Annotated in this window: 23 protein-coding genes and 3 pseudogenes; 17 read left to right on the top strand and 9 right to left on the bottom strand. The window is 61.1% G+C overall.

The genetic code is table 11. From position 1 onward, the window contains the following. From AOQ71_RS47395 to AOQ71_RS07370, 8 genes and pseudogenes are all read right to left on the bottom strand, one after another. Positions 1-957 (bottom strand): type I secretion system permease/ATPase (locus tag AOQ71_RS47395; protein ID WP_488226144.1); only part of this gene is annotated, 957 nt, incomplete at its 3' end. A gap of 142 nt (positions 958-1099) precedes the next feature. Beyond that, entirely contained in the window at positions 1100-1558 is a 459-nt protein-coding gene (locus AOQ71_RS07400) for a hypothetical protein (RefSeq protein WP_057743887.1), read from the bottom strand. 261 nt (positions 1559-1819) lie between these two features. Beyond that, complete coding sequence (locus AOQ71_RS07395) at positions 1820-3193, bottom strand: hypothetical protein (RefSeq protein WP_245316775.1); 1374 nt, start codon at positions 3191-3193, stop codon at positions 1820-1822. Positions 3194-3443: 250 nt separating this feature from the next. Continuing rightward, a complete protein-coding gene (locus AOQ71_RS07390; RefSeq protein ID WP_057743843.1) occupies positions 3444-3740 on the bottom strand; it encodes a hypothetical protein in 297 nt (98 codons plus the stop codon). A 201-nt stretch (positions 3741-3941) separates the two neighbouring features. Next, positions 3942-4694 (bottom strand): hotdog family protein, encoded by a 753-nt coding sequence (locus AOQ71_RS07385; RefSeq protein WP_057743840.1) that lies wholly within the window; start codon positions 4692-4694, stop codon positions 3942-3944. Positions 4695-4762: 68 nt separating this feature from the next. After that, positions 4763-5740, bottom strand: a complete 978-nt coding sequence (locus tag AOQ71_RS07380) for an NADPH:quinone oxidoreductase family protein (RefSeq protein ID WP_057743837.1) — start codon at positions 5738-5740, stop codon at positions 4763-4765. A gap of 231 nt (positions 5741-5971) precedes the next feature. Then, a pseudogene (locus AOQ71_RS07375) lies at positions 5972-6493 on the bottom strand (helix-turn-helix transcriptional regulator); the annotation flags it as partial. Between the two features lie 80 nt (positions 6494-6573). Beyond that, complete coding sequence (locus AOQ71_RS07370; RefSeq protein WP_057743885.1) at positions 6574-7056, bottom strand: winged helix-turn-helix transcriptional regulator; 483 nt, start codon at positions 7054-7056, stop codon at positions 6574-6576. Positions 7057-7262: 206 nt separating this feature from the next. Here AOQ71_RS07370 and AOQ71_RS07365 point away from each other — a divergent pair, with 206 nt between their 5' ends. The 13 genes and pseudogenes from AOQ71_RS07365 (at position 7263) to AOQ71_RS07310 (ending at position 21240) form a co-directional block, all read left to right on the top strand. Then, positions 7263-7901, top strand: a complete 639-nt coding sequence (locus AOQ71_RS07365; RefSeq protein WP_057743834.1) for a 2-hydroxychromene-2-carboxylate isomerase — start codon at positions 7263-7265, stop codon at positions 7899-7901. A gap of 62 nt (positions 7902-7963) precedes the next feature. Beyond that, the gene (locus AOQ71_RS07360; RefSeq protein WP_347336686.1) at positions 7964-9508 is read left to right on the top strand and encodes a class I adenylate-forming enzyme family protein; all 1545 of its coding nucleotides are present in this window, start codon (positions 7964-7966) and stop codon (positions 9506-9508) included. A 45-nt stretch (positions 9509-9553) separates the two neighbouring features. Continuing rightward, positions 9554-10291 (top strand): SDR family oxidoreductase, encoded by a 738-nt coding sequence (locus AOQ71_RS07355; RefSeq protein ID WP_057743828.1) that lies wholly within the window; start codon positions 9554-9556, stop codon positions 10289-10291. A gap of 11 nt (positions 10292-10302) precedes the next feature. Beyond that, a complete protein-coding gene (locus AOQ71_RS07350; RefSeq protein WP_057743823.1) occupies positions 10303-11484 on the top strand; it encodes an acyl-CoA dehydrogenase family protein in 1182 nt (393 codons plus the stop codon). Positions 11485-11508: 24 nt separating this feature from the next. Then, positions 11509-12639: an acyl-CoA dehydrogenase family protein gene (locus AOQ71_RS07345; protein WP_057743819.1), complete on the top strand. Its 1131-nt coding sequence runs from the start codon at positions 11509-11511 to the stop codon at positions 12637-12639. 13 nt (positions 12640-12652) lie between these two features. Further along, positions 12653-13840: an acetyl-CoA C-acyltransferase gene (locus AOQ71_RS07340; RefSeq protein WP_057743816.1), complete on the top strand. Its 1188-nt coding sequence runs from the start codon at positions 12653-12655 to the stop codon at positions 13838-13840. Positions 13841-13858: 18 nt separating this feature from the next. After that, positions 13859-14869 carry an NAD(P)H-dependent flavin oxidoreductase gene (locus AOQ71_RS07335; protein ID WP_057743813.1) on the top strand — a complete coding sequence of 337 codons (1011 nt, stop codon included), beginning with the start codon at positions 13859-13861 and terminating at the stop codon, positions 14867-14869. 98 nt (positions 14870-14967) lie between these two features. Next, positions 14968-15990 (top strand): annotated as a pseudogene (locus AOQ71_RS07330) (iron-containing alcohol dehydrogenase); the annotation flags it as partial. 1 nt (position 15991) lies between these two features. Next, positions 15992-16125, top strand: a pseudogene (locus tag AOQ71_RS50550) (iron-containing alcohol dehydrogenase); the annotation flags it as partial. A gap of 72 nt (positions 16126-16197) precedes the next feature. Further along, the gene (locus tag AOQ71_RS07325) at positions 16198-17397 is read left to right on the top strand and encodes an ABC transporter substrate-binding protein (RefSeq protein ID WP_057743805.1); all 1200 of its coding nucleotides are present in this window, start codon (positions 16198-16200) and stop codon (positions 17395-17397) included. A 53-nt stretch (positions 17398-17450) separates the two neighbouring features. Further along, positions 17451-18257: a glutathione S-transferase family protein gene (locus tag AOQ71_RS07320; protein ID WP_057743802.1), complete on the top strand. Its 807-nt coding sequence runs from the start codon at positions 17451-17453 to the stop codon at positions 18255-18257. Between the two features lie 47 nt (positions 18258-18304). Beyond that, entirely contained in the window at positions 18305-19093 is a 789-nt protein-coding gene (locus tag AOQ71_RS07315) for an SDR family NAD(P)-dependent oxidoreductase (RefSeq protein ID WP_245316774.1), read from the top strand. A 590-nt stretch (positions 19094-19683) separates the two neighbouring features. Next, complete coding sequence (locus AOQ71_RS07310) at positions 19684-21240, top strand: anti-phage protein (protein WP_063958204.1); 1557 nt, start codon at positions 19684-19686, stop codon at positions 21238-21240. 237 nt (positions 21241-21477) lie between these two features. Here AOQ71_RS07310 and AOQ71_RS07305 read toward each other — a convergent pair whose 3' ends face one another. Further along, positions 21478-21660 carry a hypothetical protein gene (locus AOQ71_RS07305; protein ID WP_057743796.1) on the bottom strand — a complete coding sequence of 61 codons (183 nt, stop codon included), beginning with the start codon at positions 21658-21660 and terminating at the stop codon, positions 21478-21480. Positions 21661-23453: 1793 nt separating this feature from the next. On the opposite strand from AOQ71_RS07305, the gene AOQ71_RS07300 reads away from it, so the two are divergent. The 4 genes from AOQ71_RS07300 to AOQ71_RS07285 form a co-directional block, all read left to right on the top strand. Continuing rightward, positions 23454-23846 (top strand): DUF1648 domain-containing protein, encoded by a 393-nt coding sequence (locus tag AOQ71_RS07300; protein ID WP_157083421.1) that lies wholly within the window; start codon positions 23454-23456, stop codon positions 23844-23846. A gap of 135 nt (positions 23847-23981) precedes the next feature. Continuing rightward, positions 23982-24191 (top strand): hypothetical protein, encoded by a 210-nt coding sequence (locus AOQ71_RS07295; protein WP_245316773.1) that lies wholly within the window; start codon positions 23982-23984, stop codon positions 24189-24191. Between the two features lie 233 nt (positions 24192-24424). Then, positions 24425-25300 (top strand): tyrosine-type recombinase/integrase, encoded by an 876-nt coding sequence (locus tag AOQ71_RS07290; protein WP_205668180.1) that lies wholly within the window; start codon positions 24425-24427, stop codon positions 25298-25300. A gap of 12 nt (positions 25301-25312) precedes the next feature. Continuing rightward, positions 25313-25805, top strand: a 493-nt coding sequence (locus AOQ71_RS07285) for an IS91 family transposase (protein WP_162268295.1), incomplete at its 3' end; no start/stop codon positions are given.

The following is a 25805-nucleotide window of genomic DNA, read 5'->3' as shown; positions in this document are numbered from 1 at the left end:
GAGAAGTTCGCCGAGCCGCTGACAGGCGCTCACCGCCGTCACGAGTGATTTCCAGCCTGCGACCGCACTTTCGGTCGGCGCGAGCGCCCGGCTGAACATCAGCGTAGCAGCAAAGATGATTGCCGGACTCTTCCCGTGATCGAGGACGAGCCACGCGGCAGCCCCCATGATCAGGACCTGCGACAGCGCACGAACCGGCTTGGTGGCCAGTGAGACGATCTCGCCTCGACGGAGTGCCACATCGTGCTCTCTGCGGGCGTGCTGCGCGTCACGGTGGATCATGCGCGCAGCGCTATCGAGCATTCCCATGGCACGGATCATGTGGATGTTGCTCGCTGCAGTCTGGAGGCGGCCGCAGCTTCTGGACAGCGCGGCACCGGATCTGAGCAGAACGTCTTCCGTGACCAGCTCTCCGGCAACCGTGAGCGCGAACAGGAAGGCGAGGCAGCAGGCGCCCACCACGCCAAGCAGGGGATGGATCAGAAACAGGACAAGGAGGAACAAGGGCGCCCAGAGCGCATCGAACAGCATCGGACATGCGCCGGACTCGACGAACTGGCGCAGCACGGTGAGATCCCGATACGCGCCAGAAGCTCGCGTCCAATCGCTGCGGAGCGCCGATTCGAGGCCTGCCGAAAGCACGCAAGGACGAAGGCGATCGTCGAGCCAGGCGCCAAGGCGTCCAAGGACGGCGCGCCGCAATGCATCGAGTACGCCGCCGACGACCACCGTGATCGCGACAATGAGTGTGAGCAGGAGCAAGGTGTCGCCGCTCCGGCTCGACAACACCCGGTCGTAGATCTGGAGAAGATAGATGGAGGGCGCAAACAGAAGCAGGTTGTAGCTGCAGCTATATGCGAATACGAGACCGAGCGGTCCCGCGCAGGACCGGAGGGCCGCGTGCAGTGGCGTCCCGATCTGCGGCAGGATAGGCAACCGAATGGGCGGCATCAGCATGATCGTCACCGCCTGAAATCGAGGTCCGGCGTAGTTCACCGATGGCCAACACCATCTGCCAACGGTATCAGCGGGGTATTAACTCGAACTTCAGGACCGGTGACGGTGGCCACCGATCCTGCACAGTCGGACGAGCCGGTGGTCAGAACGTATCGAGGTGGAAGCTCACTTCTCCGCCCAGCGCGGCGTTGCCGTCTCCGCCATTTCCGCCGATGCCGGCCACGACTTCCTGGTGCTGGTCCACTGAGACCTTGTTGATCTGGGTCGCATCCGTATTGGCGTATACCTTGGAGGTATCGTAACCGCTGTAGGACTTCTGGCTTCCGTTCGACTCGGCGTCTCCGCCATGGGCCTTCGAAAACCACGAGGCCGTCGCCTTGGCGCCGCCGGCGTCCCAATCTGCCGTCTGCTTGACGTGATCGCCGGTGTTCACGTGCACGTCGGCACCGACCGCCTTGTTGGTCGGATCGAAGTTGAGCGTCGGCTTGCTGATGATAGCGCCCTTGAAGCTGCCGTCACCGCCATTTCCGACGTTCTGACCACCGGTGCTGATCGATTTGAATCCGATCGAGTCCGAAATGTGGATCGCTTTGGGCATCATGTGTGCCTCCCTCTGTTGGCTTTCGTGCATCATCCATCCCGATCAGGCGGACGCGCGCGGCAAGTCTGATCCGCCCACGCGCGGTGGCGATAGATGCCAAATCGGACACCATCCGGCTTGGTCGACCTACGTACGAAAGTATAACATTCGTCGCGCACCATCGGAGCTCGAAGCATCCAGGAGGGCCCGCAGGGCGAGCTTGCATGCGCAGAGCATCGACGCAGTTCGCGATCGGACCTGTGCGAGCGGCGTGATGTTTCGCTAACCCATCAGGTGAAGATCCGACAGAAGATGTGCGGAAAGATCGCCACCCAGCGCGAGATTGCCGTGGCCGCCGTCCCCGCCAACACCGGCGATCTGGACCGCACTCTGGTCGATGTGCACGTTGTTGACCTGATCGGCCACGGCCGTCGAATGGGGACCTGCAATTGCGATATTGATGGGTGCATAAATCGCGACGCTGACATCGACCAGGCTGCCGGCAAAATATCCGTTGCCGCCATTGCCTGCGCCGTTCGAACCGGTCGCGATCGTGTCGGAGCCGCCCCACAGGCCATGGGAAAGCAGGCTTGCATGGCCGCCCGTCGCGGCGTTGCCGTTGCCGCCGTGCCCGCCAATGCCGGCGATCTGAATGATGGATTGATCCACGTAGGCGTCGTTGGTCTGGACCGAATGAGTGTTGGAGCCATAGCCCGCGACTGCGATGTTGATCGGGTCGTAAACCACGACGGAGGAATGGACGAGGCCGCCGTAGAATGCGCCGTCACCACCATTGCCGGCCTGACTTCCGCCGGTGTGAACGTCCGGGACGCCCCCTCCGTTGCTTGATCCCCAACTGGGGTCGAGCGTCATGACGCTGCCGCCGGCGGCCACGTTGGCATTTCCGCCGCTTCCGCCGATGCCCGCGATCTGAGTGGCCGATTGATCGATGTGGACCGTGTTCGATTGGCTTGCCTGCGCAGTGCCGCCCGAGCCCGCCACGCCAATATTGATCGGATGGTAGATCACCACGGGAGCGGCCACCAATGCACCCGAGAAATAACCGCTGCCCCCATTTCCGGCGCCGATGTCGCCGCTCGCGATCACGCCGGAGCCTGAGGACGTGCCTACGCTCCCTCCCAATGCAATGTTGCCATTGCCGCCATGGCCGCCGACGCCGGCCATTTGAAAGGCGGATTGATCGACATTCAAATTGTTGGACTGGTCGGCCAGGGCGACCGAGCCGTATCCCAAACTCACCGAGATGTTGATCGGTTCATAGATCAACAGGGACGCGTGAATGATACTTCCGTAAAAGTAGCCATCTCCGCCGTTCCCGGCCGTGTTGGCTCCGCTCTCGGCTATAGCAATTCCCATCGCCGAATGTGATGCGCTGGAGGCGGGCATGGTGGACGAAACATCCAGGCTCGCCGCAGCGTGGTTACCGGCGTGGCCGCCCGTGTCCTGGGTATTCGGGCTAGCGGGGGCCGCTGCAGGACCAGCAAATTGACTTGCAAACGGGTCGGGACTGCCGACCGCGGCGGTCAGGAACGGGGCGCTCGGTGCCGGACCCGCCTCATCGTCACCAGCGTACCCATCGTGCCGATGAGGCGCGTGATGCAGCCGGATCCCATCCGACATCCGCGAAAAATCCATCGTAGCCTCCCTCATCACAATCGCTCCACGCAATCGGACGGGTTCTACACTTCAGACAGAATGTCATCCCGGGAAGGTCGAAAGCCCAGTCGTCAGTTCGGATATGGCGCTTCGTCTAGCAGCCGTAACATCGGCTACATCCGTTCGGGTAAAGCCCCTGATTTCCTCGGCGGGCCTGGCTGGACTCGAACCTGCAACCAGACCGTTATCAGCGGTGGGCCAACCTGACCTTGCGCAGGGCTGGGCTCTTCTACAGCGGCTGGGCCAAAGGGTACTTTTGGGCGTGAAATGCGCCGAAGCGCGCGGTGATCTGATCTTGCAAGGTGGCGAGGCTTGCGCGGTCGCCATCGAAACGATCCGACCAGACGTCTCGCCCGGTCTGAAGATCTGTGAGGGACACATTGACGCGGACTTGATTGCCATTGCGCCGCACTGCGCCCTCTACTGCCCATCGGATGCCGAGATCCTTCCCAAGCGTCCTTGGCTCGATCTGCTTGTTCCCGTAGGTAAACGCCGTACCGCGTCCGATGACGAATGCGCCAGGCATTTGCGCGAGACCGTTGCCTCCCCGCGGGAGCCAAAGCCATGCCCGGAAAGTAGCAGATTATGGGAGCTTGTCGCTGGGCAAATCTCCGCTAGGTCAAACTGGGACCTCGCGGGAGGGGCAGCTCTTGGCTCAAAGCTGACATCGGTATTGCCCGCATGTGTCGCCGCGTGCCGTGGTCCAGCCTGCGGCAGCCGCGGCTCTCTATTTCATCCCGAGCTGAACCTGCCGATCAACGACAATCCAGATGGCACGGCCGACTGCGAGCAGGTTCTCCTCTTCACCAAAGAGCGCAGCTTCGGCGATGAGACGGCGGCCTTCGCTGCCAATCTTCCAGGACGTCACCACGCATCGTTCACCCGGTCGCGGCCGGCGATCGATGCGCACAGAAAGGCGGCCGAGCAAGATCGGCAAGACCGTGAAGCTCCCGGTTTCGGAATCGAACTGAGATACATAGCCAGTCGGACAGTCCAGCGCAGACCACACGAACTCAGGCGCAACCAGCCCATCGTCGGCGGCGAGAGAGGCGTCAGGCCTCCAAGGTACAGCAAACACGCCGCTGCGGCCTTGTCGTCGCAGCGGCCCTGCGAAAAGCCGTAACCCGTCGCCGGGCGCTCGCTCCGGTCCGCAAACGAAGCACATAGGTAACAGATGCTCATGCGGCTTTAGTGGAGTTTGCCTTTCGGCGTCAAGGGCCTCAGCGTAGGTCGCGCCCTCAAGGCGGCTGACGTCCAGCGTCACGGCCCGGCCGCTTGCTATTGCCGCCGTGCCTTGGTGCAGCTCCCACGCGCCTGTCTCGAGCTCCACAATATCCAGCTCTGTCTCCAAGGGAGGCGGAGCGCGTAGCGTTACTTCCGCGGCACCGGCGATCTGGCGCGCCAGCATCCCACACACATAGCCGCCGTTGCCGGAATTAGGCGGACCACGAAAGCGGCGAGGGATTGTCAGCGTCTGCATATCAATCCACCTTCCCGGATCACGAATGGGCCGCTGATGACCTCAAGTTAACATCGATCGTCATAGGATCATCTCACCTGAAGTACAATTCTACCTGCGACCGATCGGCTTTCGATGGCGCTCATCGCCTCGGCCGCTCGCTCCAAGGGCAGCACACGATCGACGTGAGGGCGCAGCTTACCTTCACTGATCCATTGCAAGATCTTGTCGGCGGCGCGTGAGCTCTCATCTGGAAAGCGGTCCGCCCAAGCGCCTGTGAACACGCCGACGACGGAATAATTCTTCAGGAGGGGAAGATTCATCGGGAGAGAGGGCACCTCTCCGCCAGCGAAGCCGATCGGCAACAGCCTTCCGTTCCATCGTATGAGGCGAGCCAGTGTCTGGAACAAGGCGCCACCTACATTGTCCACGCAGACGTCGATTCCTTCACCTGCGGTAAGCGCCTTGATCCGGTCACGCACGTCCTCGCTGGAATAGTTGATGACTGCTTCGGCGCCGTAGTCGCGGACGATCGCTGTCTTGGCGGCGGCGCCGACGGCACCGATGACGCGGGCGCCGAGCATGTGGGCCAGCTCAACGCAGGCAAGACCCACGCCACCGGCCGCACCGGTCACCAAAACAGTCTCGCCCCATTCAAGGCGGGCGCGATCCACTAGCGTATAATAGGCCGTTAGATAAATATGCAATACGGTCGAACCCACGCCAAAATCAACGTTGTCGGGCAGCCGGCTTGTTCGGCTGGCCTTCGCGGTCATTCGTTCTGCGAAGCCGCCATACCAGTTTTCGCAGGTCACGCGGTCGCCTGGGCGAAACCGATCGACCTCGCTGCCCACCGCGACCACCACTCCGGCAGCGTCCGTTCCCGGCACATAAGGAAGGGGCGGCCGCATTTGGTAGCCACCAGAGACCATCAGATAGTCCATGTAGCTCACCGAGGCCGCATGCACCTCAATCAGGACTTCGTCAGGCCTAGGCTGTGGCTCCGCCGCATCGCCAAGAGTCAGCGATTTGATCCCATCGAACGCCGAGCAAAGTACAGCACGCATTCTCGCCTCCCGGACAAGCGACCGACTCTATTCTATATGTCCTCTTGACTACATTGTACGTTCAAACCAACTGCGGAAGCCACTCGGCTTCTCGGGCGACAAATTCGATCTTGCTGCGCAGAGCGGCGGGTTCTCCACACCCACGAAATCAAGATCCCATCGATCGCCTCTGGCACTAGCGCTCTGCCGCTTGCAACTGGAGCTCTCGGTCATAGAGAGTTCGGGCCATTGCTATGAACGTGCATGGCGCCGCCAAGTGCTCGGAGTCTCCCCGGTCAGCTTCCTGAAGGCGGCGCCGAACGCGGTTTGGGAAGAATAGCCCAGCGCGACCGCGATCGAGAGCACGGACGCGTCGGTGTCGCGCAGCATATTTTTGGCTTCCTCCAGCCGTTGGTGGCGACGCCATGCATGTGGGGACAGCCCGGTGCTTTCCTTGAAGGCGCGGCAGAAGTGGAATCTCGAAAGACCTGCATCAGACGCGAGCGCCGCAAGCGATACGTCGGCGTCGCTGTCCGAACGCAGGCGCTCGATTGCGCGGCGCAACACCATCGGTGAGAGGCCGCCCAGAGTCGGCTGGGACGTGGTCGGAACACCGACATGCGCTGCCAGCAGGCGCCTGGCCACGAGGTCCATCAGCTGCTGCCTGAATAGTGTATCCAAGCTGACATTGCGGTCCATGGCGCCGGCCGCGGTCAGGAGCAATCGGGATGTAATGGGATCGTGATGCGCCGTTCGCTCCAGCAGATTGGTTGAGGTGGCGCCGCCGAGCTCACCTGCCATTGCGCATCGTCAACGACCGGCTGGGCCGCGTCAGTGGTGAATGGCACTCGCGATTATCGTGCGGCAGCGCCGGTGCGTGTGGGTTTCCGCGCGCCGGGGCCCGGATGGACGTGAACCGCCTTCGCCGTCAGCGGCTCGCCGCACTCCGAGCAGACCATGACGGGATCAAACATCTTGTGGCAGTTCTTGTGCTCGTGCAGCAGTGGCCGTCCGCGCGAGTCGACCATGTGGACATTGCCCCAATGCACGATTGACATGATGATCGGATAGAGGTCGAGACCTTTCTGCGTCAGGATATATTCGTAGCGCTTGGGCGCGTCCTGATAGGGAATCTTCCGCAGCACGCCGAAGCGCACCAGCTTCTTCAGCCGGTCGGCCAGTAGGTGCCGGGTCACGCCGAGCGAGGACTGGAATTCGTCGAACCTGCGGATGCGGAGAAAACATTCGCGCAGGATGAGCAGGCTCCAGCGGTCACCGATGACTGCCACGGTACGGGCCAGCGAGCACGGCTCCTCCTCAAGGGCATCCCATTTCATCAACGTCTCCAGTCCATCTCCGGCATCGATCAACATAAATTCTAAATCAGAACTTGCGCTATTTCAATAGGATGTCGTCAAATTCGCCGGAATGCCGCCATCATATGATGAAGATCATATTGACAGTTCTAAAATAGAACCCTAGAAATCGCGCAACGATCAATCGCGCGGCAGGCAGTAGCCGCCATCGAAGGGAAGGGCGTTCCATGGCAGCTCCGCTCAAGGTCGAGTTTCACTTCGATTTCGGCAGCCCCAACGCCTACCTCGCCGAACTCGCGCTGCCCGCCATCGAGCAGCGTACGGGGGTGAAATTCGATTACGTGCCGGTGCTGCTCGGCGGCGTCTACAAGGCGACCGGAAACATGTCGCCCGCCGAGTCGCTGCGCGGGATCAAGAACAAGCCGGAATACAACGCGCGCGAGACCGAGCGCTTCCTGCGCCGGCACAATATCACGAAGTTCAGGATGAACCCGTTCTTCCCGGTCAACACACTCGCGTTGATGCGCGGCGCGGTCGCGGCCGAGTTCGAGGGAATGTTCGAGTCCTACTTCCGCGCGGCCTATCATCACATGTGGGTCGAGCCCAAGAAGATGGACGACACACGGGTCTTTCGCGAAGCGTTCCTGTCCTCAGGGTTGGACGTCGATCGCATCATCGCGCGCGCCCAGCAGGATGATGTCAAGAAGAAGCTGATCGAGAATACCAGCAGCGCCGTCGCCCGCGGCACTTTTGGCTCCCCGACCTTCTTCGTCGGTAATGAGATCTATTTTGGCAAGGACAGCCTGCGCGACGTCGAGGACGAAATCCTCATGCAACTGAGCTCGGGGAAACGCAAGACCGCCTGATGGCGCATCAGCTTTCAGATAAATCGAGCCCGGAGAGGGCCCAGCAACGGGAGGTGTCGTTGGTGAATTGGCAGCAGGCTGCAGACGAGATTCTAGATGTATTGCCGCGCCGCATCCATGAGGTGATGGACCCGTATGTTGCCACCACGCCTGATCGGACAGCGCTGATCGATGACAACGCCAAACTGACCTACCTTGAGCTCGACCGTGCGCTCGGTGCCACCGCGGACGCGCTACGCGCGCTCGACATCCGGGCCGGGGATCGCGTCATCCTCGTCAGCGAGAACTCGATCCCCCTGGCCTGTCTCCTGTTCGCCGCAAGCCGGCTCGATGCCTGGGCGATCGTCGCCAACCCGCGCCTGTCGCCGCGCGAGCTCGACCAGATCAGGGATCACAGCGGCGCCCGGCGGATGTTCTTCACGGCAAAGGTCTCGGAAGAGGCGGCCGCACACGCGACGCGTTATGAGGCTCCGCTGCGGGATGTCGGACCGTTCAACAGCATCGGCGTGTCCGGGCTGAACCGGGAAACCAAGGCCGAGCCGGTCGAGGCCGACGGCGCAGGCCAGGTGGCGGTGCTCATCTACACGTCCGGAACCACCGGAGCGCCGAAGGGCGTCATGCTCACGCACCGGAACCTGCTGTTCTCGGCCCGGACCACCGCAACTTTGCGCAGCATGACCGCAGACGACGTGCAGTATTGCGTGCTGCCGATCTCGCACATCGTCGGCATCTCGCTTCTAACGATGACGCTCATGGTCGGTGCGGTCACCCGGCTGGTCACCAAATACAATCCCGCCGCGCTTGCCAAGGCACTCGCAGAGGAGGGCATCACGCTCCTGAACGGCGTGCCTGCGACCTACCAGCGGCTGCTCGAATACAAGCAGACGGCGGGCCTGCAGAGGCTGGAGCGTGGGTCGCTGCGGCTGATGAGCGTCGCTGGTGCGCCGCTCGATTCGGAGCTCAAAGCGCGGGTCGAGAAGGAGCTTGGTCTTCCTCTCGGCAACGCCTTCGGCATCACCGAATGCTCGCCTGGCATTTCCGGCGTTCGGGCGGAGGCGCCGCGCAACGACAATTCGGTTGGCACTCTCGTGCCGGGTATCGAGGCTCGAATCGTGGCCCGAGACGGCACTATCGTGACCAACGGCGATATCGGTGAACTGCATGTCCGTGGACCGAACGTGATGCTCGGCTATTACCGCGCGCCGGACCTCACGGCAAAGGCGATCGACCCGGATGGGTGGTTCAACACGGGCGACCTGGCGCGCTTCGAGGGCGAGGCGATGTTCATCGTCGGACGCACCAAGGAGATGATCATCCGGTCCGGCTTCAACGTCTATCCGGCCGAGATCGAGGCGGTGCTGAGCACCCATCCCGACGTCGTGCAGTGCGCCGTGGTCGGACGGCAGGTCCCGGGCAATGAAGAGATCGTGGCGTTCGTCCAGCTCCTCAAGGGCTCCTCGGCAACCGCGCAGGATTTGATGGCGCATGTCGCGCCCGAGCTCACGTCCTACAAGCGGCCGTCGGAGATCATCCTCATGGACGCGCTGCCGGCCACGTCGACCGGAAAGCTGCTGAAACACAAGCTGGCGGAATCGCTGCGCAACTGACTCGCGCGAGATCGCTTCAACAAGTCACCAGGCTGGAGAAGTCCCATGCAGAAGAGAAACAGGACGGTTGCAGTGATCGGCGCCGGTGATTTTATCGGCGGCGAAATTGCCAAGAAATTCGCCTCCGAGGGCTTCACGATCTTCGCCGGTCGCCGCAATGGCGACAAGCTCGCGCCGTTGGTCAAGGACATCGAAGCCGCCGGCGGCGAGATTCATGCGCGCTCGCTCGATGCACGCAAGGAGGAGGAGATCATCTCGTTCCTGAACGACGCCGACAAGCACGCGCCGCTCGAGGTCTGCATCTTCAACATCGGTGCCAACGTCAACTTCCCGATCCTCGAGACCACCGAGCGGGTGTTCCGAAAAGTCTGGGAGATGGCCTGCTACTCCGGATTCCTTGCAGGCCGCGAGGCTGCGCGGCTGATGCTGGCGCGCGGGGGCGGTAACATCTTCTTCACCGGCGCGACCGCGTCCTTGCGTGGCGGTTCCGGCTATGCCGCGTTCGCCAGCGCGAAGTTCGGCCTCCGGGCCGTCGCGCAGGCGATGGCCCGTGAACTCGGGCCGAAGAACATCCATGTCGCGCATCTCATCATCGATTCCGGCGTCGATACCGAATGGGTACGGCAGCGCCGGCTCGAAGCGCTCGGCCCCAATGCATTGGACAATCCGGACCTGCTGATGCCACCCGCCTCGGTGGCGACGTCCTATTGGCAGCTCTACCAGCAGCCCAAAAGCGCCTGGACGTTCGAGCTTGAGATCCGTCCCTTCGGCGAGAAGTGGTAGGGAGCGCCCCGATGGAGCTCGCGCTATCCCCGGAAGACGCGGTGTTTCGCGACGAAGTCCGCGCCTTCATTAAGGACAACTATCCGGCCGAAATGCGCGTTCCCAATCCGGAGACCGATCTCTCCAAGGAGCAGATGCTGCTGTGGCATCGCATCCTCCACAAGAAGGGCTGGATCGCGCCGCTCTGGCCCAAGGAATATGGCGGACCAGGCTGGGACATCACCCGCCGCTTCATCTTCGAGCAGGAGACCACGCGCGCCGGCACGATGCCGCCTTTGGCGTTCAGCATCACCATGGTCGGTCCCGTCATCTATACGTTCGGCAATGAGGCGCAGAAGCAAAAGTTTCTGCCGCGGATTCTCTCAGGCCAGGATTGGTGGTGCCAGGGCTATTCGGAGCCCGGCTCGGGCTCGGACCTTGCCACCGTTCGCACCAAGGCGGTGCGCGACGGCGATCATTACGTCGTCAACGGTCACAAGACCTGGACGACGCTGGCGCAGCACGCCGACTGGATCTTCTGCCTGGTGCGGACCGATCCGGCCGCAAAGCCGCAATCCGGCATCTCGTTTCTCCTGATCGACACGAAGTCGCCGGGCGTCAGCGTGCGGCCGATCATCACCATCGACGGTTCGCACGAGGTCAACGACGTCTTCCTCGAAAATGTCCGTGTGCCCGTCGAAAACCTGATCGGCGAGGAGAATAAGGGCTGGACCTACGCCAAATTCCTGCTCGGCAATGAGCGTACCAGCATGGCCGGCATCGGCCGCTCGACGCGCTACATCGCGAAGTTGAAAGCGATCGTCAAGGCGGAGATCCCGGAGGACGATCCGGCCCACCTCGAATTCCTCAGGGACATCGCCCGCGTCGAGCTCGACGTGCTGGCGCTGGAGGCAACCGAGCTGCGCGTCGTAGCGCAAATGGCTCGTGGCATCGATCCGGGGCCGGCGGCCTCGCTGTTCAAGATCCGCGGCACCGAGATCTTCCAGGACATCACCGAGTTGACGCATCGCGCAATCGGCAACTACGGGCTGGCTATCCGCGAGCATCCCGTCAGCGCCAATCACTTTATGCCGGGACCGGATTACGCTCACACCGCATCGGAGAAGTATCTGAACTCGCGCAAGCTCTCCATCTACGGCGGATCCAACGAGATCCAGCGCAACATCATCGCCAAGGCCGTGCTCGGTCTCTAGCGAACAGCAGCACGGAGGAACCGGATGGATATCCAATTCACGGAAGAGCAAGAGCTACTCCGATCCAGCGTCCAGCGCCTGCTGCGCGACCAGTATGATTTCGACGCGCGCCGCAAGATCGTCGCGAGCGAGGAGGGCTACAGCCGCCTGCGGTGGCAGGCCTTCGCGGAACTCGGCCTCCTGGGCGCGCCGTTCTCCGAGGAGGTCGACGGGCTCGACGGCGGTCCGCTCTCGACCATGATCATCATGCAGGAGTTCGGCCGGCATCTTGTGGTCGAGCCTTTCGTCGAGACGGTGGTTCTCGCTGGCAGTCTCCTCGAGCAGTTAGGCTCCGTCGAACAGAAACAAAGCTTCATCGCCGACATCATCGCCGGCAACACGATCTGGGCGCTGGCCTGGACGGAGAAGGGCTCGCGCTTCGATCTCACCAATGTCACCACCACGGCGCGACGCGGGGGCAACGGCTATGTTTTGACCGGCCAGAAGGCCGCGGTCATTGCCGCGCCCTGGGCTGACTATCTGATCGTTTCGGCGCGCACCTCCGGCCAGCAGCGCGATCGCGGGGGCGTCAGCCTGTTCGTGGTCGATCGCCGCTCCGCCAACCTCGATCTGCAGAGCTTCAAGACCATTGATGGCCGTCGCGCGGCGGAGATCAGCCTGCGTGGCGTCACCGGCCAATTGCTGGGTCAGGAAGGCGAGGGGATAGCCGCGGTGGAAGCCTGCCGCGACCGTGCCATCGGCGCGCTCTGCGCCGAGGCGGTCGGTGCGATGTCCGAGCTGAATGCGGCGACGCTGGACTATTCCAAGACCCGCAAGCAGTTCGGGACGACGATCGGCTCGTTCCAGGTGCTGCAGCATCGGATGGTCGACATGTTCATCGCGCATCAGGAAGCGCTCTCATTGATGCAGCATCTCACGCTCAGCCTCGACGCAGGCGAGGCTGGCATCTCGCGGCTGGCGTCTGGTGCCAAGTCCAAGATCGGCTATGCCGGCAGATTCATCGCCGACCAGGCCGTGCAGCTGCACGGCGGCATGGGCATGACCGACGAATTGAACATCGGGCATTATTTCAAGCAAATTTCCTCCATCAACATCCAGTTCGGCGATCCTGCCTTCCACCTGTTGCGCTACGCGCAGCTCGATGCGGCCGCCTAGCAGAGAGGCAGACATGACGACCGAAGCAGCAATCGTATCCACCGCGCGTACCGGTGTCGGCAAGGCCTATCGCGGCGCGCTCAACAATACCGATGGTCCGACGCTGGCCGGCCACGTGATGGCCGAGGCGGTGAAGCGCGCAGGCATCGCGCCGGCCGAAGTCGAAGATGTGGTGATGGGCTGCGCCATGCAGCAGGGCACCATGGTAATGAACGTCGCCCGCAAGGGAGCGATCCGTGCCGGTCTTCCCGTGACGGTGGCCGGCACGACGATCGACCGGCAATGCGCCTCCGGCTTGCAGGCGATCGCGGTCGCCGCGCGCTCGGTGATGCTCGACGGCGTCGAGATCGCAATCGGCGGCGGCATCGAGTCGATCAGCCTGGTGCAGAACGATCACATGAACAAATTTCATGCCGTCGACCAGGATCTCATGGCGATGAAGCCGGAGATGTACATGTCGATGCTCGAGACCGCCGAAGTGGTCGCCGAGCGCTACAAGATTGGGAGCGACCAGCAGGACGAGTACAGCCTCGAATGCCAGCGCCGGGTCGGCGGGGCGCTGCAGGGCGGCCGTTTCAACGACGAGATCGTGCCGATCACGACCAACATGGCGGTTGTCGACAAGGACACCAAGCAGGTCAGCTATCAGCAGGTCACGCTGAGCCGGGATGAAGGTCCGCGGCCGGATACCACCGCTGAGGGCCTGGCCAAGATCAAGCCGGTGTTCGAGGGCAAGACCATCAGCGCCGGCAATGCCAGTCAGCTCTCGGATGGTGCGTCGGCTTGCGTAATCATGAGCGACAGAATGGCCGCGCAGAAGGGCTTGACGCCGCTCGGCATCTTCCGCGGCTTCGTCGCCGCTGGCGTCGAGCCGGACGAAATGGGTGTCGGGCCGGTCGCTGCAATCCCGCGGCTCCTCAAGCGTCACAACCTCAAGATCGATGACATCGATCTGTGGGAGCTCAACGAGGCCTACGCGGTGCAGGTGATCTATTGCCGCGACAAGCTCGGCATCGATCCGAACAAGCTCAACGTCAACGGCGGCTCGATCGCGATCGGTCATCCTTATGGCATGACCGGAGCGCGGCTTACGGGGCATATCCTGCTCGAAGGCCGGCGGCGCAAGGCCAAGTACGGCGTGGTGACCATGTGCGTCGGCGGCGGCATGGGTGCCGCGGGCCTGTTTGAAATCGTCCACTGACCGGAAACGGAGTTTCACGTGAAGACAGCAATCACCGAACTGTTCGGCATCCATCATCCGATCATCCAGGGCGGCATGCACTATGTCGGCTTCGCCGAGATGGCCGCGGCCGTGTCGAATGCCGGCGGTCTCGGCATCATCACGGGCCTCACCCAGAAAACGCCCGAGCTCCTCGCCAGGGAGATCGCGCGCTGCCGCGACATGACCGACAAGCCGTTCGGCGTGAACCTGACCTTCCTGCCGACGCTGTCGGATCCGCCTTATCCGGAATATATCGCCGCGATCCGCGAAGGCGGCATAAAGGCGGTCGAGACTGCGGGCCGCAGCCCGGAGGCCTACATGCCGGCACTGAAGGCGGCGGGCATCAAGGTGATCCACAAATGCACCTCGGTGCGGCATTCGCTGAAAGCGGAAAAGATCGGCTGCGACGCCGTCAGCGTCGACGGTTTCGAGTGCGGCGGTCATCCCGGCGAGGACGACATCCCGAACATGATCCTGCTACCGCGGGCGGCGGATGAGCTGAAGATCCCGTTCGTGGCCTCCGGCGGCATGGCAGATGGACGCAGCCTTGTCGGTGCGCTCGCGATGGGTGCTTCCGGCATGAACATGGGCACGCGCTTCATCGCCACCAAGGAAGCCCCGGTCCACGACAATGTGAAGCAGGCGCTGGTCAAGGCGACCGAGCTTGACACCGTTCTGGTGATGCGCGCGCTGCGCAACACCGAGCGCGTCCTCAGGAACAAGGGCGTCGACGAGTTGCTCGAGATCGAGCGCGAGAAGGGCGCAAGCCTGAAGATCGACGACATCATCGACCAGGTGGCCGGCGTCTATCCGAAGGTGATGGTCGATGGCCAGATGGATGCCGGGGCGTGGAGCTGCGGCATGGTGGTCGGGCTGATCCACGACATCCCGACGGTCAAGGAGCTGATCGATCGCATCATGGCGGAGGCGGAAGCGATCATCCGCCAGCGCTTGACCGGCTTCCTCGACGGAACGGTCGAAGCGCAGCGGGCACGCGCGGTCGCCTGAGATGCGGCGGATGCGAGTGCGTCAAGACCGGGATGGCTGACGGCGTCACGATGCAGACGCCGCAGCGCTACGGCAAGAAAACATAGGGGAGGAAGAGCATGCCCGTCGTCGGTAGCCATCAATATCCCACCATGGAATCCGTGATCTACGGCAAGCCGGCGGCGGAGGCGCTGCGGGAGGAGGCCGAGCGACTGGGCGCCAGGCGCGTCTATCTGATCGCGAGCCGGACGCTCAACACCACGACCGACGAGATCGAGAAGATCCGGACAGCGCTCGGCGCGCGCTATGCTGCGACCTTTGACGGGGTGCCGCAGCACACGACCCGGGACGTGGTGACGCAGATTGCCCGACAGGCCAGGGATGCGGAGGCCGACCTGGTCGTTGCGATCGGCGGCGGCTCGGTGGTCGATGCGGCAAAGATCGTGCTGATGTGCATGGAGCACGAAATCTTCGAGCCAAAAGGGCTCGATGGGTTCGAGACCACGCCGGACCGCCGCTTCGGGCCATTCCGAACCCCGAAAGTGCGGATGATCGCCATCCCGAGCACGCTCTCCGGCGGCGAATACAATTCGGGCGCGCTGGTCACCGACACCAGCCGCAAGCTGAAGCAGATTTTCAATCATCCGATGATGATGCCGCGAAGCATCATCCTCGATCCGGCAATCACCAGATACACGCCGGGGAAGCTCTGGCTCGGATCAGGCACGCGCGCAATGGATCACGGCATCGAGGCGATCTGCTCCAGCCGTCCCAATGTGCTCGTCGATGCCGCGTGCCAGCAGGGATTGCGCTATTTGTCCGACGGGCTCCGTCGCACCAAGGACAATCCGAACGACGAGGCGGCGCGGCTGAGCTGCCAACTGGGGTCCTGGATGTCCACCTTCGGCCTGCAGTCGCGCGTTCCGATGGGCGCCAGCCATGCCATCGGCCATGTCCTCGGCGGGACCTGTGACGTGCCGCATTACTTCTGCACGGCCGTGATGATGCCGAGCGTGCTGCACTACAATCTGCCGGCCACGCAAGTGGCTCAGAAGTCGGTCGCCGCCGCGCTCGGCGCGCCCGGCCGCGATGCCGGCGAAGCCTTCGCGGCCTTCATCGCGGAGCTCGGCCTGCCGCGGCGGNCCGACGTCGGCGTGGCCGAGGACCGCTTCGAGCTGATCGGCAAGAACGCCATGCTGTCGATCTTCACGCGGGCCAATCCGCAGCCGATCCGTGAGCCCGGTGACATCGTCAAGATACTCAAGCTGGCCGCCTGACGCGGCCGCCGGAAGTCTATCACGCCTCGCCGCCGGCAGGGCATGCATAAACAACAAGAGAGGGAATCTGCGATGTCCTGGGGCATGAGACTGGCTTGCGCACTGGTGATTGCAACATCTACGCCCTGCTGGGCAGGTGACACGCCAGGCGTCACGTCGACGAAGATCAAGATCGGCGGCATATTTCCGTTGAGCGGACCGGCGTCCTCGATCGGTCAGACCGGGCAGGGCGTGCTGGCCTATGTACAATCGATCAACGATCGCGGCGGCATCAACGGCCGCAAGATCGACTATGTCATGATGGATGACGCGTATAGCCCGCCCAAGGCGTTCGAGCACGCGCGAAGGCTAGTGGAAAGCGACGAGGTCGCGTTCATGTTCAGCCAGCTCGGCACGGCGGGCAACTCGGCGGTCGCCAAATATCTCGCCGCGAAGCGCGTGCCAGCTATCGCGATCGTCACCGGTGCGAGCAAGTTCACCAACGTCAGGGAGTACCCGCTGACGACCACGGGTCTCGTCAGCTACGACACCGAAGGCAAGATCTACGCAAAATATCTGATGCGGGCGCTCCCCGCGGCGAAATACGCAATCCTCTACCAGAACGATGATCTCGGTCGCGATTACGTCAACGCGTTCAAGTCGGTGCTTGGCGCGGATTTCGACAAGCGGGTCGTCACCGCGAGCTACGAGGTCACCGAACCGACGGTCGACTCGCAGGTGGTTGCGCTCAAGAGCTCCGGCGCGCAGGCGCTGTTCGTGGCCGGGACGCCGAAATTTGCGGCGCAGGCCATCCGCCGCGCGGCCGAGACCGGGTGGAAAGCAACGATCGTGATCAACTTCCCGTCGTCGTCTGTCGCGGGCACGCTGAGGCCTGCGGGCCTCGAGAATTCGATCGGCGTCATTGTCGGGACGCCGAACAAGGATCCGAACGACCAGAAATGGACGGACGATGAGGCGGTCAAGGCTTATCGCGCCTTCTTCGAGCGGTATCTTGCCGGCTCCGACATCACCAACACGAGCTACCTGACCGGGTACCAGCAGGGCATGGTGCTCGAGCAGATCCTCAAGCAATGCGGCGACGATCTGTCGCGCGAGAACATCATCAAGCAGGCAAAGTCGCTGAAGAACCTTGATCTGCCGACCGCGCTGCCCGGCGTCAGAATCAATACCAGCGAGAGCAACAACATGATCTGGACGCAACTTCAGCTCCAGCGCTGGAACGGCTCACGCTGGGAGCAATTCGGCGACATTCTCGATGCAAGATCCGAGTAGTGGATCTGCTCTGACGTTTATTGCGGGGGCGAAGTTCATCAGGAGAAATCACGATGGCCGATTTGCGCATCTTCTCATATTTGCCGAACCCGCGTGTCTGGAAGGCAACTATTGCTGCACGTTTCTGCGGCTTGGATATCGAGGTCAGGGGCGCGCTTCCGAAGGAACTGAAAGACTGGCTGTGGGACTACGATGCCCGTCCTTTAGCCGAGGATGAACGCCAATCGCTGTCACCCCTCGCACGCACGGGGCGGGTCGGGCTCACCGGGGCGCAGCTCTTCAAGACCGATGCCTTTCTTGCGGCGCAGCCGTTCGGCAATGTGCCGGCTGCCTTCGGGCCTGGCGGAGAGGTTGGGATCTTCGAGTCCAACAGCATCATGCGCGCAGTGGCGCGCCTGGGCGCAGCCACGCACCAGCTCTACGGGCGAGACGCCTATGAAGCCTCGAGGATCGACGGCTTTCTCGATGTCAGCCTGGTCTTTGCGAGGGATGCGCAGATCTATCTCCTCGCGCTGTCAGTTGGTGCGGTCGACGCGACCATCCACGCCCGCGCGAAGGAGGCGTTCGCGATTTATATGTCGGGGATCGAGCAGGCCTTATCGCCACGCCGAAATACGCTGGTCGGGAATGGGATCACGCTGGCCGACGTCTGCTTTGCCGCTGAACTTGCGCTGTTCATGAACGAGTATGCGCGGGCTGATCAGTTGACCAGCCTGGGTCTCGACAAGATCCTGCACGCTGGTGTCGGCAGCGAGTATCCTCTGGCCCTTGCTCATTTCGACCGGCTCCTCGCGCATGAGCACTTTCGTCCTGATCTCGCGCCCTATGTCGATAAGCTGCTGTCCAAGATTGCAGCGTAGAGGCCGCGGCATGAAGGCCGCCGGCCGCAACAAGGAGGTCTGATCGCATGACCGCGCCAGTTTGCCTGATCTCGGGTGTTGGCCCCGGTACGGGCTCAGCCCTTGCCAGGAAGTTCGCTGAAGGCGGCTATCGCGTGGCGTTGCTCGCGCGCAATGAGGAGCGCCTCGCTGCGCTCGAAGCACAATTGCCGGGCGCGAAGGGATTTCGTTGCGACGTGTCGGACCCCGCGCAGGTGGATGCGGTGGCATCCGCTGTGGAGCGCGATCTCGGCCATCCCACGGTCGTCATCCACAACGCCGTCGGAGGTGCGTTCGGCACCTTTCGGGAGATCGATCCGGCGATCCTCAACCGCAATTTTCAGGTCAACACGATGGGGCTGTTGTACCTGGCTCGACGATTGACCCCGGCGATGATCGCGGCCGGTGCGGGCGCCATCATCGCGACCGGCAATACCTCGGCACTGCGCGGCAAAGCAGGCTTTGCCGGCTTCGCGCCGACCAAGGCAGCTCAGCGGATCCTGGCGGAGTCCATGGCCCGGGATCTCGGTCCTCAGGGAATCCACGTCGCCTATGTCGTGATCGATGCCGTGATCGACCTCGAATGGACGCGAAAGCGGTGGCCCGAGCGGCCGGACGATTTCTTTATCAAGCCGCAGGCAATCGCGAGCGAGATTTGGCACGTCGCCACCAGGACCGCAGCGCTTGGTCATTCAACGTTGAATTGCGACCGTTCGGAGAAAGCTGGTAGTCGAGGAGTTCGTACGACGAATGCCCATTTGGGGTCGGTTAAGACTAGCGGTGCGGCGGGTAAGTCATTGATTGTGACTGTCTCTTAATCAGCTGCTCGATCCACATGCACAGTGTCGCACGGAGCGTGCGGTTTCCCCAACAGCTCGCGGGATGAGCCCGGTTGACGCGCCACAATTGCCTCAGGCGAAGGATTGGATGGGATATCGTAGGTTTGGTTGGTGTGGGGAAAGGCGGTAGCGCTGGAGCGCTACCTACGTTCCCCCCGACCGCTTTCCGCCGAGTTTATGGTGTCTGTGGCCTAAGTAGCCTTGCTCAAGTCGCCGGGCCGCGCCGGGGCATCAACATTCACCGTACGACTCGATTTAGCTTAGCCCGAGCCATTATTGATGCTCTAATATTCCGCATATGTGCACGAGACATGTCGGGCGAAAGAAGACGCGCATGAGCAGGTTCAACTCGCAAGGGAAGACACGTTGGCGCTGGCTCGCGTCCCAGATATGGCGCGGCCAGGACGATTGGGTATTTTTATACCGCGACAGCTATCCACAATCAGACATTGAACTAATCGACCGGCGCCTTCGGACTGGCTACATAGAGATCAATGGCGATCTCGTGCGGTTAACTGCGCTCGGCAAGCGAGACTTGAGGTTGCCCAAGACTACAAAGGGGCAATCCAATGCCGACAATGGTCGAGAAGCTAGGCCTTAAGAGCAATCCTTTTGAGCACTACACAGCAGAGACGGAACCGCATATTGCGGAGTACGCTGTTCGCCCCCCGTATCTGCAAGCCATCGTAGCCAGAGCCTTAGCGCGAACCCCATTTATTCTGTTCGGGGATAGGGGCGCCGGAAAGAGTGCAACCCGACTGACCCTCTTTAATGAAATCTGGGCAAAAAAAGAGACCGAGGTTCGGCCTTTAGTGGTCAACTTCGTCGACTTCACAGCGGCGCTTCCATCACTGCGGAAGGGAGCCGTCCCTGAGGATGAACTAATAGGTGAGATCGCTTATCTAGTCATCGAACAAGTTTTGTCTTGGCTTGCGTCGCTGACGGACCAGGAGAGAGCGGAATATACCGAGGCGCTCAACGAGGACGAAGTCAATCTAATAATCGCGTTGCTGAAGGCGTTCTATCTGTCGCGACCAGAGATGGATCGGCAGCGCACGATGAGCGACGCATTAAGGCTACTAAACCGTGCGTGGAAAACGAAGAGCGTCCTATGGGCCTCTCAAAGGTGGGATTCCTTATCCGGCATTGTTGCCGCAGTCATCGACGCCTTCACGAAAAAACAAGCGGGAGTTGAGGTTCAGGCACCAGTCGAGAAGTTGTTGAAGTCGCTTGCGGGGACGGGAGGCGCTACGTCGCGTACGATTCTCCAAAAGCTCGTCGATTTCGTAAAAATCTTTCCGTTCAGCGGAATCGCTATCCTCGTGGATAAAGTCGACGAGACTGATGTTACGCAAAATTCGGCCGATGCAAGCTCCAGGCTAGTTCACCCGATCTTGGCACACGTTCAACTCCTAGAAGTTGAGAACTTCTCTTGGCTCTTTTTTCTTTGGACCCAGATCAAGCCATATTTCGAGTCTGAGAAATTCTTCGTGCGCCTAGACAAAATTCCACATGCAACGATCGAGTGGGACGACAAATTCTTCGCGGAGATGCTCGACTCAAGAATTAAGTACTTCTCCAACGGAAAGCTACGGTTTGCCGACCTATTTCAGCCTGAGATCGATGTGGCAGAGGCCACGCGCTCAATTATCTCAATTTCAATGCGATCTCCGCGCGAATTGGTGCGGGTCATGGATACCATAGTCGTGGAGCACGACATGCGTAATGCCTCCAATCCTGCCGGAGGTCTCCTCACCCAGCAGTCGATTGAGGAAGGGCTGGACAAGTATGTCAAGGAGCGCATCAGCGCAGTGTATCCCGAGAAAACCCTTGGTCAGATCTACCGCTTGCAAGACATCGTATTCATAAATAAGGACGTCCAATCTGCATTCCGCGTTAACTCGCAAAGCGCACGAACAAAAATCAAGAACTGGGAAGATGCCGGTCTGGTGAAGCGCACAGGAACTCGCGCACCTGAGGGCGACCAAGGTGGACAACCCCCCTATGAGTACACAATTGTGGATACGCGCGTAGAACGACTCATTACCCGACGGCTCATAAAACTTGAGGAGTTTACTGGGACTCCAACTGATGAGCCGGAACAGGCCGACGAGACTGCCTCTTAGGCTCATCGTGGGAGCGCGTGTGCATTAAGGGCATCAGTTATCACCGCGACTAAGTGGCGGGCCAGTGGATGCCCGCGCCGTGGGACGAGACGAAGGCGTTGCAGCGGCAATTGAGGCATCAACGTGCCGGAGCGGTCGGTCGCTGCCGTTGATGCAGGATATAAGGTTGCTGGGCGGTATTGCCCCGGCCCTAGCTCGCCGGTCGGATCGTCGCGGATCACCAATTGCCGCCAGAGCCTACGAGGGCGTGCCAATACGACAATTGCTCTCTTCTATGTCCCGTTCCTTTTGCAAGTCAGCTTCTAGTTCTGCGACCACGGCGTGAAGCAGACACGCTGCAAACGGATCGGTGACCTCTTGCTCCAGTAGTCGGTAGCGCGCGATCTTGATTTCTTGTTCTTTGAGGTGGCGCTCTGTCATGAGTTCTGTCCTCCGACAAACCGACGCAGAGGCTACCAAGTAGTTTCGCTAAAATTTTTGGATCATTTTATATGGTTTCTACCCAGTTAAAGAACGATCCGGGGCATGCTTCCGGTGAGTGCGCGTTGTTCGGCTTAGGCTATCTGCACACTCGTTCGCTCTCATCGAGCCAGGGTTCGCTCCCGTCAAGGGCGACACGTTTCCTTCGCCTATCTCGGGAATCGCTAAGACAGCCCGCGCATCGCTGCGGCGCCCTCCAGGGCTGCCTGCGCGAGGTTGGAATTCACGAAAAATGCAGAACTCAGATCGTTTGCAACAATATCATCCCGACGACGGTCACAAAGAAACCGATTGCCGTCACTGCGGCGAAGCACCGCTCTACGCTATCCATACAACCCCCGCCAAAAAAAAGTTCAGCTTTTCGTAGTGCACGTGCGATTCAAACCGCTGAGTTGCTCGTACTCGCGATGAGGTTTGAGAGTCCCTCCGGCCAGAACAGAAAGTAACCGAAAACACTCATGCCGCCATACCGGGCGCCGATTGCTTGGTGTTCGCATCATCTCCGATTACTGGGAGCGTGAAGGCAGATGTGCACGAGTGATCGCGCAGTGCATCGTTGGCCAAATGATCCCAATACTCAGCTTCGGCGAGCAGTTTCCAACTTCTATCGGGGTGATGCGCGGCAGTCTGACGGCACAGCGATGCCATCGCGCGCAGGCGACTCACAGTATCCACCTAGTCCTCCCAACCTTTTTGTTTTTTCCACCCTATTTTCTATTTTTGCGTCGGAGTCATTATGATTATGACGCAGAACTAATTTTAATTTCTAAAGCGCGATTCGGCTTTCGTTGCCGCTTCAAATCGCGTTTCAGAAGCTAAGGGCCAGAAGCCAAATGACAGAGCCTTATTCGGTCACTTCGTCGGCGCTGGTGAGAAAGGCTGGCGGCATTTCCAGTCGGATTAAATTTTCCGCCTCTTCGGCCCATTCTGACGGGCGTCAGGGCAGATCGCTTTGGCCAGGTGCGCCCGGCTATCCTAGCCCAAAGCCTCGGCCAATGTCCCGTATCAGCCTCAGCGCTGCGTCAGTGTTGCGGCCGTAGAAAAGCGCGTGATCAAGCTGCGAAAGGATGCCCCTCCCAAATAACGCGATAGCAATGCCTCTAAACAGTGTTGTGAACCGAGTTGAACGGTGGTGCGAAAGTTCAAAACGGCCCCAGCCGCAGGATGGGGCTAACAGCCGGGGCCGGTATTCCCATTCCAATGTGCCGCATCGGCGGTAATCGGCACGCTTTCAACTTAGCCACATGAAAGCTAACGAACTGTTTCGAGTGACCCGAATTCGGAGCGAGGTGCCTGATCTCACAAAACGCGCGCTTCGCAACGCAACGTAGCGCCAACCGCCCATACTTCTACGTTGGCTACGCCCTCGGAGGGCATACTGCTCGCCGTGGATGTGGATAAAACCCGGCCGCTCGCGTAGCATCGGCAAGGGTTCAACGTCTCACCAGGATCAGAACAAATGAGCCGTTTCCTATTGTGCTGCATAGCCGTTCCCTGTTTCGCTGGAGCTTGGGTTCTCCATTCCTCCGAAGCGAATGCTGTCTTTTGGCGGGGCATCTCTGCGCCAACGAACATCGACATTCACGGATGGCCGATCATCAAAGAGCCCCCACCCAGCCCGTGCCAGTGGATACGGGTGAGCGGTGGCTACTGGGTCCGACAGTGCGTTCACTAGACCTTGCACCACAATGTCTGCCTAGCCCCGAAGAGCGGCGCAAAGGGAATATTGGCGCGTGGGCCAGAAGCCGTCATGGTACCCGGTCAATCTCTGTCTCGATAATCTCGACTGGCATTGGAAGGCGCAAAGCATGGTACCAGCAGACTACGTCTTTGGCTTCGCTATCGCGTTTGTCGTCAGCTTAAACCTGTATCTTGGCCCGCGTATCGCAAGCGAGCGTGTCGCCATGCAATGGGGTCCCAACGGCGAGCCGACTTGGTACGCCCCAAAATGGCTTGCAATGTGGGGGATGATCGCCTTCATGGCGGCCGTTCGGCTCTTCATTTGGGCGGCTTCAACCTATACGCCGCAGCATGTGCACGGTGCTGAATTGGGAATAGTCATTTTCTCGTTGATCGCCGCCGGTTCTCACCTGTTTGTCTTGATGAAGGCGAGAGCCACTCCCTGAAAATTTTCTAAAGTCCGCTCCGGATCGAGCAGTGAAAGGTCGAGCTGATCATTATGGGCACATTCTACAGCGACGATCAGATACAGGAAGCGATTGCGGCCTTGGAGGGCTACTCTCCGGGTATTTGGGGAAACCATGAAGAAGATGGCTTTCATCACGGACCCGCAGAGTGAGGAAGAAACGTTAGCAAAAGCGGCCATCTCACGTGCGCTGACTGTTGTTTTGCCCGAGGTCTACTTCGTCGCTCAGGCCGAAGACAAATTCGAGGCCGAGAACCGTCTGATCATAGACGTGGGCAATGCTCTCAGGGGCGCAATCGATGCAGCTGGGTCCCAGCACAACTGAACGTCCGCTTGGTTCAATCGCGCCGTTTTGGCCCGGTTTAAGTTAGGTCCGGTCTACGCCTGACGGCCGACATATCCTCGGCCGTGGGATACGGTAGTGATGGGCCAAAGGACTAAACCGCTCGCGCGGTAGCTTTCCGCGGCTGGCGGCACGGCTAAGACGATAGCGCAACGGGGCGTCCTGTCTTGAGATTGAGGTGTTGCAACAATCTCACCCAAGACAGGAGCATCCCCATGACCGACGAGGCAGTAAGCCCGCTACGCCGGCGCATGATCGAAGACATGACGATCCGCAAGTTCGCAGCCAAGACCCAACATGACTACATTCAACGGGTCAAGCATTTCGCTTTGTTTCTCGGGCAATCGCCCGATCTGGCGACCTTCGAGGACGTGCGTCGTTATCAGCTGCATCTGGCGACGGGCGGCGCTGGCGTGCCGACCATCAACCAAGCCATCTCGACGTTGCGGTTCTTTTTCAAAGTCACCTTGAAGCGCCACGATATCGTCGAGCACACCCAGTTCATTCACGAGCCGCGCAAGCTGCCGGTGGTGCTGAGCGTGGAGGAGGTAGCGCGGCTGCTCGATGCCGCGCCGGGGCTGAAGTACAAGGCGGCTCTCAGCGTGGCCTACGGTGCCGGGCTGCGTGCCAACGAGGTCGTCTCGCTCAAGGTCTCCGATATCGACAGCAAGCGGATGATCATCCGCGTCGAGCAGGGCAAGGGCGGCAAGGACCGCAATGTCATGCTGTCGCCCAGCCTGCTCGCGCTGCTACGGGCCTGGTGGAAGATGGCTCGGCCGCTAGGCTGGCTGTTCCCGGGCCGCGATCCGGCCCAGCCAATGACCACGCGCCAGCTCAATCGTGCCTGTCATGCCGCCGCGCAGATGGCGGAGATCAACAAGCGCGTGTCGCTGCACACATTGCGCCACAGCTTCGCTACTCACCTTCTGGAGCAGAACGTCGACGTGCGCGTCATTCAGGTGCTCCTCGGCCACGCCAAGCTCGACACCACCGCGCTCTACACCCGCGTCGCTACCAAGACCATCAGCGAGGTCATGAGCCCGTTGGAGCACATCGCTCTCAAGCTCAAGGAGGCGCGGCCGCCCGGCTGACGCCGGGCACCTGTGTCGCGCCCGGCTCTGGAGGTTGCGGATATCTTCCGCAGCCATGGCCCGGCATGGCGTCACGCCCATGCCGGCCATGTCAGCCTCGACCAGTTGAAGTTGATGTCGGCGATCGAGAGCTGCCGCACGGCAGCCCTCGGCGGCCATGTCGCGCGCTGCGAGGACTGTGCCTTTACCACCATCGCCTACAATTCCTGCCGCAACCGGCACTGTCCGAAGTGCCAGGGCGCCGCGGCGAAGCAGTGGCTCGCCGACCGCGAGGCCGAACTGCTGCCGGTGCCGTATTATCACATTGTGTTCACGGTGCCGGCTCGGATCGCCGACATCGCCTATCACAACAGGGCCATCGTCTACGATCTGCTGTTCAAGGCCTCGGCCGAGACCATGCTGACGATCGCCGCAGATCCGAAGCACCTCGGCGCCAGGATCGGCATCACGTCCGTGCTGCACACCTGGGGCTCGGCCATGACCCACCACCCGCATGTGCACATGA

The organism is Bradyrhizobium manausense, from assembly GCF_001440035.1.
Taxonomy (GTDB): Bacteria; Pseudomonadota; Alphaproteobacteria; order Rhizobiales; family Xanthobacteraceae; genus Bradyrhizobium; species Bradyrhizobium manausense.
The sequence above is the reverse complement of the archived record's forward strand: the minus strand, read 5'-3'. Positions and strand labels throughout refer to the sequence as shown.